Annotated in this window: 11 protein-coding genes; 7 read left to right on the top strand and 4 right to left on the bottom strand. The window is 60.7% G+C overall.

The features are described 5' to 3' along the window. Window positions 1–82 precede the first annotated feature (82 nt). Window positions 83–2,863, bottom strand: a complete 2,781-nt coding sequence (locus QMX78_RS13690; protein WP_282270454.1) for a TonB-dependent receptor — start codon at window positions 2,861–2,863, stop codon at window positions 83–85. Window positions 2,864–3,203: 340 nt separating this feature from the next. After that, complete coding sequence (locus QMX78_RS13685; protein ID WP_282270452.1) at window positions 3,204–5,270, bottom strand: glycoside hydrolase family 97 protein; 2,067 nt, start codon at window positions 5,268–5,270, stop codon at window positions 3,204–3,206. A gap of 210 nt (window positions 5,271–5,480) precedes the next feature. On the opposite strand from QMX78_RS13685, the gene QMX78_RS13680 reads away from it, so the two are divergent. From QMX78_RS13680 to QMX78_RS13670, 3 genes are all read left to right on the top strand, one after another. Next, a complete protein-coding gene (locus QMX78_RS13680) occupies window positions 5,481–6,962 on the top strand; it encodes an MFS transporter (RefSeq protein ID WP_282270450.1) in 1,482 nt (493 codons plus the stop codon). After that, a complete protein-coding gene (locus QMX78_RS13675) occupies window positions 6,962–8,677 on the top strand; it encodes an alpha-amylase family glycosyl hydrolase (protein ID WP_282270448.1) in 1,716 nt (571 codons plus the stop codon). The genes QMX78_RS13680 and QMX78_RS13675 overlap by 1 nt, the downstream gene beginning before the upstream one ends. Before the next feature lie 364 nt (window positions 8,678–9,041). Beyond that, window positions 9,042–9,422 carry an SseB family protein gene (locus tag QMX78_RS13670; RefSeq protein ID WP_282270446.1) on the top strand — a complete coding sequence of 127 codons (381 nt, stop codon included), beginning with the start codon at window positions 9,042–9,044 and terminating at the stop codon, window positions 9,420–9,422. A gap of 170 nt (window positions 9,423–9,592) precedes the next feature. Here the strand turns inward: QMX78_RS13670 and QMX78_RS13665 are convergent, their stop codons facing one another. After that, window positions 9,593–10,624, bottom strand: coding sequence for a LacI family DNA-binding transcriptional regulator (locus QMX78_RS13665; protein WP_282270456.1), 1,032 nt, complete (start codon window positions 10,622–10,624; stop codon window positions 9,593–9,595). 277 nt (window positions 10,625–10,901) lie between these two features. Here QMX78_RS13665 and QMX78_RS13660 point away from each other — a divergent pair, with 277 nt between their 5' ends. The 4 genes from QMX78_RS13660 (at window position 10,902) to QMX78_RS13645 (ending at window position 16,481) form a co-directional block, all read left to right on the top strand. Then, window positions 10,902–11,468, top strand: coding sequence for a single-stranded DNA-binding protein (locus QMX78_RS13660; protein ID WP_282270444.1), 567 nt, complete (start codon window positions 10,902–10,904; stop codon window positions 11,466–11,468). 183 nt (window positions 11,469–11,651) lie between these two features. Then, window positions 11,652–12,881: a tyrosine-type recombinase/integrase gene (locus tag QMX78_RS13655; protein WP_282270442.1), complete on the top strand. Its 1,230-nt coding sequence runs from the start codon at window positions 11,652–11,654 to the stop codon at window positions 12,879–12,881. Then, complete coding sequence (locus tag QMX78_RS13650; RefSeq protein ID WP_282270441.1) at window positions 12,878–14,422, top strand: site-specific integrase; 1,545 nt, start codon at window positions 12,878–12,880, stop codon at window positions 14,420–14,422. Before QMX78_RS13655 ends, QMX78_RS13650 begins: the two co-directional genes overlap by 4 nt. A gap of 832 nt (window positions 14,423–15,254) precedes the next feature. Further along, on the top strand, window positions 15,255–16,481 hold the full coding sequence (locus QMX78_RS13645) for a hypothetical protein (RefSeq protein WP_282270440.1): 1,227 nt from the start codon (window positions 15,255–15,257) through the stop codon (window positions 16,479–16,481). Between the two features lie 482 nt (window positions 16,482–16,963). Here QMX78_RS13645 and QMX78_RS13640 read toward each other — a convergent pair whose 3' ends face one another. Further along, complete coding sequence (locus QMX78_RS13640; protein ID WP_282270438.1) at window positions 16,964–17,425, bottom strand: protein-tyrosine phosphatase family protein; 462 nt, start codon at window positions 17,423–17,425, stop codon at window positions 16,964–16,966. Between the last annotated feature and the right edge of the window lie 161 nt (window positions 17,426–17,586).

Genomic DNA, 17,586 nt, shown 5'->3' with positions numbered 1-17,586 from the left:
CACACGGCGCCTGCGCGCAAAAAAAGCAAAACCCCCGTCTCAAACAGCTGGGGCCCTCCAATGCACTTCCAACCAGAACCAATCAGAACTTGTAGTTCACGCCCACCTGGTAGGTGCGGCCCCATTCCACGGTTTCCAGCGGCCTGTCCTTGGTGCCGGCATAGGTCTCGTACTTGGAGTTGGTCAGGTTGCTGGCCTGCAGGAACAGGCTCAGGCCCTTGAACATCGTGCCGTCGCCGAAGCTGTAGCCCAGCTGCGCGTCCAGCACGTCCTCGCCCTTGACGTAGCGCAGGGTGCGGGCGCCGTTGAAGTTACCGATTTCACCAATGAAGTCCGAACGCTTGCGCTGGTTCAAACGCACTTCAAAGCCGCTGTTTTCATAGTAGGCGGTGAAGTTGTAAACGCGCTTGGACAGGCCCGGCAGCATGATCGGGCCAGTGCCAACGCTGTTGGTGTTGGCCGGATCCGGCTTGATCATGATATCGCTGTCGTTGAAGCTGGCGCTGGCCACCACGCCGAAGCCGCGCAGGGCATCGGTGAACAGGTCCAGCGGCAGCGAGGCCGTCAATTCGGCGCCGCGCAGGGTGCCACCAGTGCCGTTGAACGGTGCGGTGTAGTAACCGATGGACTGTGCCGGGACCTGCAGCTGGGCTGCATTGGTGCCAACCTTCAGCCACTCCGCCACCTGGTCGGTGAAGTCGTAGCCGTCACGCTTCTCGGTGTAGATGTAGCTCTTCAGATCCTTGTAGAACACGGCAGCGGCCACATAGGCCTTGTTGCCGAAGTACTTTTCCCAGGACAGGTCGGCGGCGTTGGCTATCCATGGATCCAGGGTCGGGTTGCCACCGCTGGAGCCAGGCTTGCCGGTGTTGGTGTCCATGCCGAATTCCATCGAGGCGCGCAGCTCGTCGACGCGCGGACGCGCGACCTGGCGTGCGAGGGCGAAACGGATGGTGTTCTCGGCCGGCAGTTCGAAGGCCAGGTTCAAGCTCGGCAGGAAGTCCAGATACTTCTTGCCGGCGTTGATCGGAATGACCTGGCTGCCAACCGGCTGCGAACCATCCCAGTAGTTGGAGCTTGAGGACTGGTCAACATGCTGGGCCTGGATGCCGACATTACCGCGCACCGGGATCGAGCCGATCTGGGTGCTGATGTTGGCACGCAGGAAGGTGGTGGTGATCTTCTCGTCAACCGTCCACTGCTTCGGGATCAGGTAGCTTTCGGTGGTGGTCGGGTTGAACGTCATGTAGCGGCCAACCGCAGCAGGCACGTTCCAGGCCGGGATGTAACCGGCGCCGGCAAAGCCCAGATTGACCGGCTTGTACTGGAGGTCGGCGGCGATGCTGGTGATGCCTTGTGCGCCGAGGTTGATGTTGCCTTCGGCCTGGGTCTTGTTCTTGCTGCGGTCGGCGTAGTTCATGCCGACGTCGAAGTCCGAGAACCAGGTGAAGCCTTCCGGCACCGGGAAAGTGGCAGCCAGCTTGAAGCCCTTCAGCTCATCGTCCACATGCGGGGTCTTGCCGTAACCAGAACCGTAGATGGTGTTGGTCAGGTAGAGCTTGGTGTAGTCCGAATAGTCAAAGCCCGGGGTGAACTGCGGGAACTTGCCGCCGGCGAAGTTCAGCTTCACCGAATCCAGCATCGGCGCCGGCAGCAGCTGCAGGTTGTTCTCCAGGTTCAGCTCGTCACGCTCGGCCTTGGACCAGCTGACGTCGGCGACAACGCGCACATCGCCGAAGGTGAATTCGTTGTTCCAGCCGATGGCCTTGATGGTGTCTTCGCGGTTGTTGTACATGCCGCGGATCAACGGATAGACGTTGTGCGCGGTGCCGCTGACGAAGCTGCCATTGCCGTTGACCACGACGTCGGTGACGTCCAGGCGGATCTTGTCCGGATCGTTGGTGCCGTTGTAGTCGCCCAGATGGATTTCCATCTGGTTGGCGGTGTCGTGTTCCTTGGCCTTGGTGTAGAAGGTGTCCAGCGTGCTGGTCCAGCTGTTGTTCGGCCGGAACTGCAGGGTGGCCATCACGCCGTCGCGCTTGGCATTGCCGGTGCGACGCAGGGCCTTGATGCCGTCAGAGTAGAAGGTGCCGGCAGCAACGCCAGGGCGCCAGTTGTCGCCGATGGCCTGCCACGGCTCGTACAGGCCGACCTGGTTTTCCTGCTTGGACATTTCCGAGTGGGAGATGCCGATGGCCAGGCCGATGGTGTTGTCGGCGAACTTGTCGACATAGCTGAAGTTGAGACGGTTGCCGTACGGATCTTCGCCGGCGGCTTCGCCCAGCGAGTTCTTCTGGTAGCGGCCGCTGACGGCGATGACGCGTTCGCTGTAGCTGAGCGGGCGCACGGTCTGCATGTCCAAGGTGCCGGACAGACCCTGGCCGACCAGGCCGGCGTCCGGTGTCTTGTACACGGTAACGCCGCTGATCAGCTCGGACGGGTACTGGTCGAATTCCACCGAGCGGTTGTCGCCGGTGCTGACCATTTCGCGGCCATTGAGCAGGGTGGTGGCGAAGTCGGGCGACAGGCCGCGCACGCTGATGGCCTGGGCACGGCCGGCGACGCGCTGGGCGGCCAGGCCGGGCAGGCGGGCGATGGATTCGGCGATGCTCACGTCCGGCAGCTTGCCGATGTCTTCGGCCGAAATGGCTTCGACGATCGAGGACGAGTCACGCTTGACCGAGATCGCGCTCTCGATGCCGCGGCGGATGCCGGTGACGGTGACGGTGTCCAGCTCGGTTGCTTCGGCCTTCGGCTTTGCCTTGGCCTCGTCGTCCACGGTCTGTGCGTGTACGCCGGTGGCAGTCAATGTGATGGCTGAGGCCAGTGCAACGCTCAGCAGATTGCGCTTGGTGTTCAACATACTCCCCTCTCCCAGGTGATGTCGTTTGGTTGTTTTTTGTGCTCCCCCGTATTTTTTTGGGTGGGGGATGCATCGCTGTTTTTTGCTGCCTGCGACTGACTCGCATGGTAATCAGCGGGCAAGCCTGTGGCGCTGGGCTGCATACGTATTCAATGGGGCTTTGCGGCGGCAGATAGGGGTGAAAACGCTTTCTGCGGCGGTTCTGCCTTCACGCCGTCATCCGGCACCGGAGCTGATCGCTCAGGTCCTGGCGCCGGCGTTTGTTCTTGCCGTCATTCCCGCCTGCGCAGGAATGACGGCACCAAGACAAAGCCAGCGCCTTCTCCAGGACGCCCAGCGCTTACTCCACCGGCACAAACCGCACTGCAGCACCGCCACCAGCCGCCAGCTGCAGCTTGATCCGGTCACCACTGCCAACCTCGCGTGCCTCGCGAACAAACGCAAACGGCGCAGTTTCCCAGTTCGCGCCCTCACCGTCGCGGTAGATTTCCGCGCGGTAACGCTTGCCCGGGGTCAGGAATGACAAGCCCACATCCAGTGCCTGTGGCTTCTCGCTGCCAACACTGCCGACAAACCATTCCTCGCTGCCACGCGCCTTGCGCGCAAACGTCACGTACTGACCAACCTCGCCGTTGAGTACATGGCTTTCCTCCCAATCCACCGCCACGTCCTTGATGAACTGGAAGGCGTCGGGGTGCTGGGCGTAGTGCTCGGGCAAGTCGGCGACCATCTGCACCGGGCTGTACAACACCACATACAGGGCCAGCTGTTTGGCCAGGGTGCTGCGCAGGGCCAGGCTGTTGCGGCCCTTCAGGCTGACGATGCCGGGGGTGTAATCCATCGGCCCGCCCAGCATGCGGGTGAATACCAGCGTGGCTTCATGGCCCGGCGGGTTGGGCGGGTTGCCCCAGGCGTTGAACTCCATGCCGCGGGCGCCTTCGCGCGACACCCAGTTCGGGTAGGTGCGGCGCAGGCCTGTGTCCTTGATCGGCTCGTGTGAGTTGATCGCGATGTGCTTGGCCGCGGCCTGCTGCAGTACGCGCAGGTTGTGGTTGCTCATCCACTGGCCTTCGTGCCATTCGCGGGTGATCGGGCCATCTGCCTGATCCTGGCGGTGGATGTCACCGGCATCGCAGACATAGCCGGTCTTGATCACATCCACGCCGTTGCGCGCATACAGGTCCAGGGCGGCTGGCAGCTGGCGTTCGTAGTGGCTGACCGCGCAGGCGGTTTCGTGGTGGCCAATCAGGTGCACGCCCTTGCCGGCGGCGTAGCTGGCAAGGCCTGGCAGGTCGAAATCCGGAGTAGCGCGGGTGAAGTCGAAGGCCTCACCGTTGGCGAACCAGTCGCCATCCCAGCCGATGTTCCAGCCTTCCACCAGCACGCCGCGGAAGCCATTGGCGGCGGCGAAGTCGATGTAACGGCGGGTGTTTTCGGTGGTGGCGCCGTGCTTGGGGCCGGTTGCCCAGGTCTCGGTTTCCAGATGCAGCGACCACCACACGCCGGCATATTTGGCTGGCTTGAACCAGCTCACATCGCCGATGGCGTTGGGTTCGTTGAGGTTGAGGATGAGGCTGGATTCGGCCAGATCGCCGGCCTTCTCGCCGATGGTGATGGTGCGCCACGGGGTGTTGAAGGGCAGGGTGCGCACCACCGGCGCGCCGCTGCTGGACGGTGTGAGCGTCGCGCGCAGGATGTCGCCATCACCACGTGCCAGGTTCATGCCGGCGTAGTCCACCAGCGCGGCTTCGTGAATGGAGATATGTAGGCCATTGTCGCTGCGCAGGGTTAGCGGGGTCTGCGCAGTGCCGACTTCCTTCAGCGGGGTCTGGTGATACAGGTATTCCTCGCGGTTCCACTCGAAGGCGGGAATCCACCAGGCGGTGGCCGGGCGCGCAAGCGCGAACTCGGTCAGCTCGGCATGGATCTGCGCCTGCTTCATGCCGGCCTGCTGCGGGAACTCATAGCGGAAGCCGATGCCGTCGTCATAGACGCGGAACACCACGTCAAAGCGGCGCTCGTAGTTGCGGCCGGCGCCGGGCTTCTCGGTGAAGCTGGCGCGCAGTTCGTTGTAATGGTTGCGTGTCAGGCGGCGCTCGCCCCAGGGCTGCTCCCAGGTCTCATCGAAGCTGCGCTGCGACTGCCCGGTGAGGGCGACATTGCGCTCCAGGCGGCCGTCGCCAAGCAGCATGCCCAGCCGCGACGGTGCGATCACCGCCTCGCCATTGCGCTCAACCCGGTACGACGGCCGGCCTTCATGCTGGGATTCGACGACCACGACAAGCTGTTTGTCGGGGGAGGTAACGCGCGCCAGATCGGCAGCGTGGGCCGGCAGGCAGCTGACCAGCAGCAGCGCGAACGCGGCCTTCAGCGACGGGCGGGCAGGGGTGGGACGTGTATCGGCCATGCGGGTCTCAACTCCGGTTTCTGGTCGGCGCGCCGCCCTTCAGGGTTGGCACGTGGCGCCACTATTCCCCGGTGGAGGCCACTGTGGGGGCAATGCCGCATTGAATACGTATGCAACAGCGGTGCAGATCACAGGTGCGCCCTCTACCATGGCTGCAGCGCATCCGCGCCCAACATCGCATCCGTGATTCCCGGAGGGGGGAAGCGCTTGATGAATAGCAAACCGCAGCTGTCGTTCTGGCAGATCTGGAACATGTGTTTTGGCTTCCTGGGTATCCAGTTCGGCTTCGCGCTGCAGAACGCCAATGCCAGCCGCATCTTTGAAACGCTGGGCGCGCCGATGGACGCGGTGCCAGGGCTGTGGATCGCCGCACCGCTGACCGGCCTACTGGTGCAGCCGGTGATCGGCTATCTGTCCGACCGCACCTGGACGCGCTGGGGCCGACGCCGCCCTTATTTCATGATCGGCGCGGTGCTGACCACGCTCGCGCTGCTGGTCATGCCGAACTCTCCGACCCTGTGGATCGCCGCCGGCACACTGTGGGTGCTGGACGCTTCGATCAATATCTCGATGGAGCCGTTCCGTGCCTTCGTCGGTGACCAGTTGTCGCCCAAGCAACGCCCAGCCGGCTTCTCGATGCAGAGCTTCTTCATCGGCGTGGGCGCGGTGGTGGCCAGCTTCCTGCCCTTCATTCTTGCCCACTTCGGTGTGGCCAATACGGCGGGCCCGGGTGAAGTGCCGGATACCGTGCGCTATGCCTTCTACTTCGGCGCGGCGGTACTGCTGCTGGCAATGAGCTGGACGGTGTTCAGCACACGCGAGTATTCGCCGGCCGAGCTGGCCGACTTCGATGATGCGGAGCCGTCCGCTGTGCATTCGACGCAACGCGTCGGCGGCTTGCCGCAGTGGAGCCAGATTGGCCTGTGGCTGGGTCTGGGGGTGTTGCTGGCAGTGTTGATCGCCTGGCGCCAAGGCGACCGAATGCTCTACGTGCTGGCCGGCCTGTGCGCCGCCTACGGCTTGCTTTTGGGGGTAGCGCGGGTGCTGCCGGGCCAGCATATGCTGGCCACCATCGTCGATGACCTGCGCAGCATGCCGGGCACGATGCGGCGCTTGGCCTGGGTGCAGTTCTTCTCCTGGTTCGCGTTGTTTGCGATGTGGATCTACACCACTGCAGCGGTGGCTGGCACGCACTTCGGTTCCACCGATACGCAGTCTGCGGCCTACAACGAAGGCGCGAACTGGGTAGGTGTGTTGTTCGGCGCCTACAACGGCTTCGCTGCCGTGGCGGCATTGGTCATCCCGCTGATGGTGCGTGCCATCGGCCTGCGCTGGAGCCATCTGGTCAATCTGTGGCTGGGCGGGTTGGGTTTGATCTCGCTGATGCTGATCAAGGACCCGCATTGGCTGTTGCTGTCGATGGTCGGCGTCGGCTTTGCCTGGGCCTCGATCCTGTCGCTGCCATACGCGCTGCTGTCGGACAGCGTGCCGGCGGCGAAAATGGGCGTGTACATGGGCATTTTCAATTTCTTCATCGTGATCCCGCAGCTGGTGGCCGCCAGCGCCTTGGGCTTTGCCCTGCGCAACTGGTTGGGTAGCGATCCCATCCACGTGCTGGTGCTGGGTGGTTGCAGCCTGTTTGTGGCTGGCTTGTTCGTACTGCGGGTTCCGTCGCAACAGGAGGTGGTGTGATGCGTAGTCGTTTGGCAGCAGCCGTTGGTCTGGCACTGGTTGCAGGGTCGGCCTTGGCCGAAAATAGGCCGGATTACATCGGCACCACCGAGCCATTCGCCAGTGATGCGGTGTACTTCGTGGTCACCGACCGCTTCGTCAATGGCGATACCAGCAACGACCATCGCGACCAGGGCGGCGAGCATCCCACCTTCGATATCCCGGTGCCGTGCCCGGACAAGATCGAAGGCAACATCGGTTACCTCGGCGGCGACTTCAAGGGCGTACTCGATAACGCCGACTATATCCGCGAGCTCGGCTTTGGCGCCGTATGGATCACGCCGATCATCGACAACCCCGATCAGGCTTTCACCGGCAGCAAGCCGATCAGCTGCACCAGCACGCTGACTGACCGCGGCAAGACCGGTTACCACGGCTATTGGGGCATCAATTTCTACAAGCTGGATGAGCATCTGCCCAGCGCAGACCTGGATTTCGCCGGGCTGGCCAAGGGCCTGCACGATGCCAAGCTGAAAGTGGTGCTGGATATCGTCGGCAACCACGGCTCGCCGGCCTGGACCATGCCCAAGCGGCAGCCGCAGTTCGGCCAGATCTTCGACAAGGACGGCAAGTTGATTGCCGACCATCAGAACCTGGCCCCGGACAAGCTTGATCCGAAGCACAACCCACTGCATGCGTTCTACAACAACATCGGCCCGGTCGATGGCAGCAAGGCTTCGATCTTCGATGGAAACCTGGCCGAGCTGTCGGACTTCAATGAGCACAATCCGGCAGTGATGGATTACCTGGTGGGTGCCTACCTGCAGTGGACCGCGCAGGGCGTGGACGCCCTGCGCATCGACACCATCGGCTGGCTGCCGCATCCGTGGTGGCATGAATTCGTAAACCGCATCCGCGCCGAGCACCCGGGCATGTTCATGTTCGGCGAAGCTTTCGACTACGACGCAGCGAAGATTGCCGAGCACACCTGGCCGGCGAACGCCAACGTCAGCGTGCTGGACTTCCCGCTGCGCGGTGCGATGTCGTCGGTATTCGGCAAGGAGCAGAAAGGCTTTGAAGCGCTGGCCGAACCGCTGCATCTGAGTGGCGGCCCGTATGCCAATCCGTATGCGTTGATGAGCTTCTACGACAACCATGACATGGCGCGTCTGGATGCCAGCGATGTCGGTTTCATCGACGCACATAACTGGCTGTTCACCGCACGCGGCATTCCGGTGCTCTATTACGGCTCGGAAACCGGCTTCATGCGCGGTCGCGCCGAGCATGCGGGTAATCGTGCGTATTTCGGTCAGCAGCGGGTGGATGAAGCAGGGCAGAGCCCCATCTTCGCGCCGCTGCAGCGCATTGCCAAACTGCGTGAAGCAACGCCTGCGTTGCAGCGCGGCCTGCAGGTAAATGAGCGGCTGCAGGGCGATGAGGCGGTGTTCTACCGCGTGCTGCAGCATGGTGATATCGCGCAGACGGCGCTGGTGCTGCTGAACAAGGGTGATGCTGCACGTTCGTTTGAGGTGAGCCGTTACCTGCAGGCCGGGCAGTGGCGTGATGTGTTGGGTGGCGGTTCGTTGAAGGTGAAGCGTTCTCTGAAGACCGAAGTGCCGGCGCATGGCGTCAAGGTGTTTGTGCTGGAAGGGCAGGTGATGCAGCCGGAGCTGCGTGCGCAGTTGGATGCTGCTATGGCGGATCAGATAGCGCGGGATAAGCGACTGGCGCAGTGATGCTCGCTTAAGCCCCTCTCCCGCTAGCGGGGTGAGAGGAGCAGCTTGCGAACCGTAGGTTCGCTGCTCCTCGAACGCCCTTGCCCAGCGCAAGGGCCGGGGCGCGGAGCGGGGGTTGGGGTGAGGGCAAGGCTCTGCGAGGAATCCAACACCGCGCAAAGAGCACCCCTCCCCAGCCCTCCCCTTTGCTGCGCAAAAGGGAGGGGGCCGTTCACGTGCAGCTGGGGGCTTTGCTTGTCCCCCTCCCTTTGCCGAAGGCAAGGGGAGGGCCGGGGAGGGGTAGCTCTTGCTTCTGCTCCAGCCTTTGCGACTCCCAAAGCCCCACCCGCTACAATCCGCCCCCAGGCATTCCCGGCGGCACCGTATGAACCAGCTCCCCCCGCAAACTCCCATCGAAACCCTGTTGCAGACCGCAATGGACGGCAAACTGCCGATCCGCGCCTTCATGCAGGCCTTCGTCGCGTCCGAAGTGGTGTTGCTCACTGGCAGCCTGGTCACGCCTGACGGCAGTGGCTTTGATCCGCTGCTGTTCGACAAGCAGGGCGTGCTGCACGTGGCGGTATTCACCGATATGGCACGGATTGGCTTCCACCAGCAACAGGCGCCGCACAACATCCGCATGCTGATGCTTGAGGTGCTGCGCCGCGTGCCCGGCGGCTACGGCGTGGTGATCAACCCCGGCACGCCGCTGGGCTTTGAAATCTCACCGTCAGGCGTGGGCGAAATCCTCAAGGATTTCAGCTAGGCCAAGGCACGCGAAAACTCCGTAGCCCGGTTAAGCGCAGCGCACCCGGGGCTTGCGTCCGACAGGTCGTAGAAGTGACTTGTCTATGGAGATGGAACCTGATGAAACTTCGTGTTCCTGCAATTCCCGGGTGCGCTGCGCTTACCCGGGCTACAGGGCTCCGGTACGAATCACACGCCTAGCGATGATTCCCGCACTACCAGCTTCACCGGAATGGTGAGGCCTTCCACCGGCTCACCGGCAATCAGGCTCAACAGCTTGTCGACCAGCAGTTGACCGGCTTGCTTGGTGTCCTGCTGCACCGTGGTCAGTGGCGGCGATACTGATGCCGCCAACGGAATATCGTCAAAACCGGTGACCGCGATGTCTTGCGGCACACGCAGGCCGCGTTCGCGCAGTGCGCGCAAGGCACCAATCGCGATCAGGTCACTGGCCGCACAGATCGCATCGAAGTTCTTGCCGCTGTCGAGCAGGGCGATGCAGGCCGCATGGCCGGAATCTTCGGTGGTGATGGCGTCGTGCTGCAGCGATGCGTCTGCCTTCAGACCGCGTGCAGCCAGCGCTTCGACATGGCCGCGGTAGCGTTCCTCGAACTCGGGATAGTGGCTGGACGCGTGGCCGAGGAACGCGATGCGCTGGCGGCCCTGCTCAAGCAGGTGTGCACTGATGTCAAAGCCGCCCTGGAAGTTGTCACTGCCAATCGATACACCGGGCTGGCCCGGCAAGGCCGCGCCCCAGCGCACGAAATGGGTGCCTTGCTCCACCAGCCGCTGCAGCCGCTCAACCGACTCGTGGTAGTCGCCATAGCCGAGCAGGATGATGCCGTCGGCCTTGTTGCTGTCCTCGAAGTCGGCATGCCAGTCGCTGGACAGCTGCTGGAACGAGACCAGCAGGTCCAGCCCCTTCAGCGCACAGGCGCGGGTGATCGAGCCCAGCATCGAGTGGAAGAAGGGGTTGATCAACGAGTCATCATTGGTCGGGTCCTCGAAGAACAGCAGCGCCAGCGTGCCGGACTGCTGGCAGCGCAGGCTGGAGGCGTTCTTGTCGACCTTGTAGTTCAGCTGGCGGGCGATATCGAGAATGCGCTGGCGGGTTTCGGCATTGACCATCGGGCTGCCACGCAGCGCACGCGACACCGTCGGCTGCGAGACGCCGGCCATGTGTGCGATATCCAATGAGGTGGCTTTGCCCTTGATGACCATCTTGACCAGCAATCTGAACGACGTCCGGCATCATGCCATGAGGTCGGAGAAAGGGGGGGGCGGGCCGGGTCCGGGATCCGCCGTCTGCCGGGCGATTCCTACGCTGGAAGGGTGGTGATCCGGCCTGGCCAAAGGCCGCCGGACACGCGGTGGGGCCGGCGCAAGCCTTACGCCGCAAGGGCTGCAGGGATTGGCTGCTATCTGTCGCCGGACAGATATAATACGTCGGCTATTGCCCGCATCCGGCGGGTGGACCCCAACGGAAGAGTAGGAACCTATGGCCCGCGGCATCAATAAAGTCATCCTCGTCGGCAACCTCGGCAACGACCCGGACACCAAGTACACCCAGGCCGGCATGGCGATCACCCGCATCAGCCTGGCCACCACCAGCGTGCGCAAGGACCGTGACGGCAACCAGCAGGAGCGCACTGAATGGCACCGCGTGGTGTTCTTCGGCAAGCTCGGCGAGATCGCCGGTGAATACCTGCGCAAGGGCAGCTCGGTCTACGTCGAAGGCGAACTGCGCTACGACAAGTACACCGGTCAGGACGGTGTTGAAAAGTACACCACCGATATCGTCGCCAACGAAATGCAGATGCTCGGCGGCCGTGGTGAAGGCGGCGGCGGTGGTGGTGGCGGTGGCGGCTACGGTGGTGATCGTCCGCAGCGTCAGTCGGCCCCGCGTCAGCAGCAGGGTGGCGGCCAGGGCGGTTATGGCAACCAGGACCAGGGTGGCGGCGGTGGCTACGGTGGCGGTCAGCGCCAGCAGCAGCGCCAGGCACCGGCGCAGCAGCAGTCGGCTCCGCCGATGGACGACTTCGCGGACGACGATATCCCGTTCTAGAGGATACCTTTTAGTATCTGTTAACAAGGGCTCTTGGCGCATTTGCCAAGGGCCTTTTTTTGTTGTTAACGTTTTCCAGCGGCTGCCGATTCCCCGGCTTACCGACTACCTTTTGGAAACGTCAACATGGCGGCTGGCTATAGGGTAAAAACAGTTCGGTTTGAGTCTGGAGAGCGACTTCCGATGCTTCTGTGCAAGGAGTCGGGATCCCCCCTCTGGCATCCAAACCTGTTTCTGGTGACCGAGCTTCGGGCAGCTGGCCTGGCCACGAACACGCTCGAGCACGCGGCCAGGGCTGTGATGATTGCCTATCAAGTGTTTCGTCATCTCGGTATAGACATTCACGATCGAATCAATGACGGTCGGCTCCTTACCCTAGGAGAGGTGGAGTTGCTCACCAAGCTGGTTGGATTGCGGCAAGATGAACTCGACGCTATGAGCCAGGTGGATGAGTCAGCCCGAGCAGTGGTGTCTAGGGTCGTAACACTGGAGCAGGCCCGAATGCGCCCCACGGTGAAAGCGCCAGCGCAGGTGGGCGCCAACACGAAGGGAACCCGTATGGCATACATCCGGGACTACATCTCCTGGCTGACAGCAGGTCGGCGCCTGAAGCTAGAAGTGGGGCATCCTCACAGCCATAGCTTGCTCGAGGCCACTCAAACATTCGTAAGCCTTATTAATGCCAGAATGCCCAGCCGCCAGTCCGCGCAGGCTGGCCGTCAGGGGGTAGACGCGGAGGTCCGTGCACGAATTCTCGAGGTCATTGATCCCGACAGTGCGGACAACCCGTGGAAGAACAGGCACGTCAGGGTTCGTAACCAACTCATCTTCCTCTGGCTACTCCTTCTTGGCGTTCGCAACGGCGAGCTGCTTGCTACCTACGCCAGTGACGTCAACATTCGGACCGGGGAGGTGACGATCGTTCGGCGGCCCGGCAATCCAGAAGAGCTGCGAAACAGCGCGCCGCTTGTTAAAACGCGAGGTCGCCTACTTGCACTGGGTCCTGATCTGGCGGAGTTGATCAAAAGTTACATTATGGGAGAACGAGCAAAGATCAAAGGTGCGCGCCGCCATCCCTATCTCTTCGTGGCGACGGGAACAGGCCAGCCGCTGTCAAAGCCGGCGCTCAACAAGCTTTTCAGGGAGCTGCGTAGCAAGGTCCCCGGTCTTCCTGATGACCTCTGCCCACATGTCTTGAGGCACACCTGGAACGACGACTTCTCTGATCTCATGGATAGCCGAGTTGTGTCTGCAGAAGACGAAGAAAGGATGCGGACCCAAACGATGGGCTGGTCACCCAGGTCGAAGATGGCTTCGCACTACACGAAAAGGCACGTGCAGCGAAAAAGCAATGAGGCGTCGCTGGAGATGCAAGCCAAGTCCTTTAGCCGCCCTGTGAGGAGGAGCAGGTGAAACATGACCCCTTATATCAGGAGGAAGCTAGCGAGGCGCGTGCACTCACTGTATGGGTAGGTAGTCGCACTAAGTCGGGCATCGAGTTCGATCCAAGCGCCGATATCTGGGCATACCGCGATGGTGTCAATAACACTTATTTAGACTTCAATCAGCTGCCAAACGCTTCGCCAGTGCTGCGCAATGGTGCCAAGTCCGTATTGACGTGGTATGCAGAGAATCGCTCTCCCGACCATCTAAAGAATATGTTTCAAAGGCTGCAGCACTTCCTGCGTGCTACGCCTAAGGACATTTCCAGCATCACAGCCGTAGATTTGCTGAACTACCGTGCAGGCCTCCATCAGTCGACGGAATGGTACTTGGGGTCCTTCGCGGGGTTCCTCCGCAAATGGGTCCAGCTGGGCTACCCAGGGGTCGGTGAAGACGTCGAGCTGCTTCTCAAACAATTGCGGCTCAAAGGCAATGACAAGGGTGTGTCTGTACTTACATGGGATCCACATGATGGTCCTTTCACCCATGTCGAAGAAGAGGCGCTGCAATTGGCGCTCAATCAAGCATATGCAAAAGGGGATGTGTCTACAGCAGATTTCACCCTAGCGTGGCTTTTTATCCTATTGGGTCAGCGTAGCAAGCAGTACGCGTCCTTAAAGGTCTGCGATGTTAGGGTGGTAACAGATGCTGATGGGATGCTGAAGTATTCCATCCAGATGCCAAGCGCTAAGAAAGGTGCCAAGTTTTCGCGTGCTCAGTTCGTAGAACGCCCGATTGTCGAGCAGTTTGGTGAGCATGTCAGTTCGTACGCTGAGAGCGTTCGCGCACGCTTCTGTTCGATCTTAGACGATGCAGGGCAAGCCCCTCTCTTTCCCTCTGTGCGCTCGAAGGGGGGTGCCCAAGGATTTGAATTCCATCGGACTGCCGTCATGATTGGCCGGACGATTACGACCGTTCTCGAAAGCCTGTCAGTGGTCTCCGAGCGCACGGGTAAGGCGATGAGCATAAGCGGTGTCCGGTTCAGGAGAACGATCGGCACGCGAGCTGGGGAAGAGGGGTACAGTCCTTTGGTCATCGCCCGACTTCTCGATCACACAGACACCCAGAATGTTGGCGTTTACTCGGCCAGTTCGCCTGCAATCATCGAGCGCATTGATCGTGCCATTGCTACGGAGATGGCTCCCTTGGCCCAGGCGTTCGCGGGAACGCTTGTGGAGGGATTGGGCGAGAATACGTCGAGGCGCGTAATCGATCTGCGTATTGATCGAAGCGGTTCCCCTATGGGCGATTGTGGAACACACGGATTCTGCGGATTCAATGCTCCGATCGCCTGTTACACCTGCTCCAGCTTCGAGGCTTGGATGGACGGGCCACATGAGGCGGTACTACAGCACCTGCTTGACCAGCGTGAAAAGCAACTCAGTGATTCTGATAAGCGCATCGCTTCCATCAATGACCGAACCATCTTCGCAGTTGCGGCCGTGATAGAGGAATGCCGCCAGGTTAAGGTGCGTCGTTGCTCACTCGGTGGAGCTAAAACCTGTGGCTAATGTAGTTCTTTTTCAACCGCGTAGTGAGCTAAATGCCGAGCAGAATGTCTCTGCGTTTATTGCTCTGTGCCGGAATGAGTTGACCATCTTTGGTGCCGAGCTTGCCTTCGATGATATGGCATGGGAGATCGCGGATTCTGTCAGGATCAAAGCTAGGCGAGGCGCGTTTCGCGCTATTTTTAGCTCATGGGACTCAGTTAACGAGCGCGTACCACGCCCGATGCCCGAGCCCTTTGGTTCGTTCGCCAAGTCCTACCTTCGATATCAGCATGGGATGCGGCCAACGAAGTGTATAGGGTTTCGGCTCGCCTCCCTGCGAGCGTTGGCGGCTGTACTGGAAGATCAGGGGGCTTGTAACGTCGCTTCAGTCACTGCGGCGACCTTCAATAGAGCGGCTCTACTCATCCGGGCTAAGTTCAGCCCATCTGCGGGCTATCGAGTCGGTTCGCAATTGGAGATGCTTGCGTCGTTCATTGATGACAACCGCTTAGCGGCGGTCCCATTGCGCTGGTCCAATTCCATACCTCGCCCGACGGAGGCGAACGGTAGGGTAGGAGACGAGTTTGAGGCTGCCCGGCAGGCTAAGCTTCCCAGCCCCCGCTCGTTGGAATGCCTAGCGCTGGCCTTTCGCGCAGCGAGCGAGCCTGCTGATCTGTTTGTAACGTCGGCGGCGGGGATCATGTGCTCGGCCCCGGATCGGGTGAATGAGGTTTTGCTGCTTAGAGCGGAGCCTGAGGTCACAACAGCTCGTCCCGATGCGTCGCCGGCATATGGGCTGCGGTTCTGGCCTTCCAAGGGGGCAGACCCTATGGTCAAGTGGGTTGTGCCATCTATGAGTTCGGTCGTGCGCGAGGCCGTGAGAAGACTCAATGATCTATCAGCAGAGGCGCGTCGCGTGGCGCGCTGGTACGAACGCAATCCCAAGTCGATGTTCCTCCCATCACATCTCGAGTATTTGCGCGGCGGTGACTTGTCAGTTGCAGAGCTCGGCGAGATCCTTTTTGCAGAATCGGTGTCGCCCGCGAGCACTAGGGCGTGGTGTTTGGGTAATGGCGTGCCTGTCGAGAAGCGTCGCGGCAGAATAGTAGTCAAGTTCTCGGATGTTGAGGCTTCTGTCATCAGCTTCCTGCCCAGAGGGTTCCCATGGTTGGACGTCGACTCTGGTCTGCGGTACAGCGAAGCGCTTTGCGTAGTTCGGCGTAATGAGTTGCATCGGACCAAGCGGACGTTTCGTTGCGTCATCGAGGCGCCAGATCAGAACTTTATCTCTACTGGTCTTGGTGGTCGTACAGAGCACGGGTTCAAGTCCGTCTTCGATCATCTGGGCTACTTCGATTCAGACGGATCTCCAATCGTCATTCGTACTCACCAATTCAGACACTATCTGAATACCTTGGCTCAGGCCGGTGGCATGAGTGAACTCGACATCGCAAAGTGGTCGGGTCGGAGTGACATTCGTCAGAATGACTCATACAACCATGTCTCTGATCGCGATGTCCAGGCTCGGCTGGTGGGCTTACGTCAGGAAAGGCAGCGCGAGTCGGTGACTGAACTGGCGGCCGAACCGCTGCCGCAGGTCCGCGTTAGTCTAATTCCTCGAGACAAGTTCAAGGAAATGGGTATCCAAGCCGCGCACACAACCGATTTCGGAGTCTGCGTGCACGACTTCGTCATGTCTCCTTGCGCCCTGCACCGTGACTGTACGAATTGTAACGAGCAGGTGTGTATCAAGGGCGACGAAATCGGCGATGCAAATACGCGTGCCAAACTTGCCGAAACCACTAGTCTGTTAGCTGAGGCAGAAGCTGCGGACGCTGAAGGAATATATGGTGCGTCGCGTTGGGTTGAACACCAAAGGCTGACGCGAACAAGACTGTCGGAGCTTGTTGCAATTCTGGACAATCCGCAAGTTCCACCAGGTGCGCTAATCCGCTTGACCCACATTCGTCCGGCCTCTCGGGTTCGGCAGGCAGTCGATGCCCGCCGGTTGTTGGATCAACGTGACGAAGAGCCGGTGCCAATGGAATGGGCGATCGAAGTGCAAGGTACCGCTTCATGAGAAGGGCAAAGAATCTTAGTGATGAAGATATCGCCAGAATTGTCGGAATTCTTGACGGCTGGTCAGGTCGTTTGACTTGGCAATCTCTGCTGGACGCGGTGGAGCGGCACCTCTTTGCGCGGTATACGCGGCAAGCGTTGCATAAGCACACTCGGATTCAGCAGGCCTTCGAACAGCGTAAGGCGGGGTTAGCCGCAAAAGGGGGGCATCTGCGGAAGGTCGAGGCTGTCCCTGAAATGCAGATTGCGATGGACCGAATTCTACGGCTTGAGGCGGAAATAGAACGCGTCTATCGCGAGAACAACTGCCTACTGGAGCAGTTCGTAAGATGGTCGTACAACGCGAGCCTACGAGGCCTGGATGCTGAGTACCTGAACTCTCCCTTGCCATCTGTGAGAGGGGTTGATTCTGGCGGTCGACCGCCTGTCAGCGTTGGGTCCTTTTCCTCCAAGAAGAGCTAACGTAGCCTCAACGAGCGCCAATTACTCGGTCCCATGCGAAGTTCCAGGTTTGGGCCAGCCGCGGATGAACTGTTCTTGCTCATGCGTCTCGATTGCTCCGGGCCTGACCTGACGAACCATGTGCATGGCATGTTCTGCAGATTTAGCGGCTCCAGTGTCCAGTAGCAATAGGCAGGCTACGGTTCCCGCTCGTCCCAGGCCGCCCTTGCAGTGCACAACAGCTCGACCCCCACACAGTATTTTTTCGCAGAGTGCAGGTCCCACCTTCCGCCATTCATCAAGAAAGGCATCCGCCGGCCCTGCACCATCTACGATCGGTAGGCCGAACCATCGGAGACCTAGGGCTGCTGCTCGTTTGGGTAGTGCAGCGATCCTGAGTTCATCGAATTCCCATGGCTCAAGTAGGGACACTAGGTAGGTCGCCCCCCACTCACGAATTGCGCGCAGATCCAATTCCAAGTCTCGATTCCACGCGCCGGTCATAGCGGACTCTTGATACTTGCCAGGAGCGAACGTTTGAATCGCCCAGGATTTCGTAGACACCTCGCAGCCATAAACTATGGCTTACGCGGAGGTGGTTATGAGTACGAAGCGTTACACGGATGAGTTCAAGATCGAGGCGGTTCGGCAGATTGTCGAGTACG

The sequence above is a fragment of the Stenotrophomonas sp. PS02298 genome (assembly GCF_029959445.1).
Classification (GTDB): domain Bacteria; phylum Pseudomonadota; class Gammaproteobacteria; order Xanthomonadales; family Xanthomonadaceae; genus Stenotrophomonas.
Note: the sequence above shows the minus strand (reverse complement) of the source record. Positions and strands in the feature narration are given on the sequence as shown.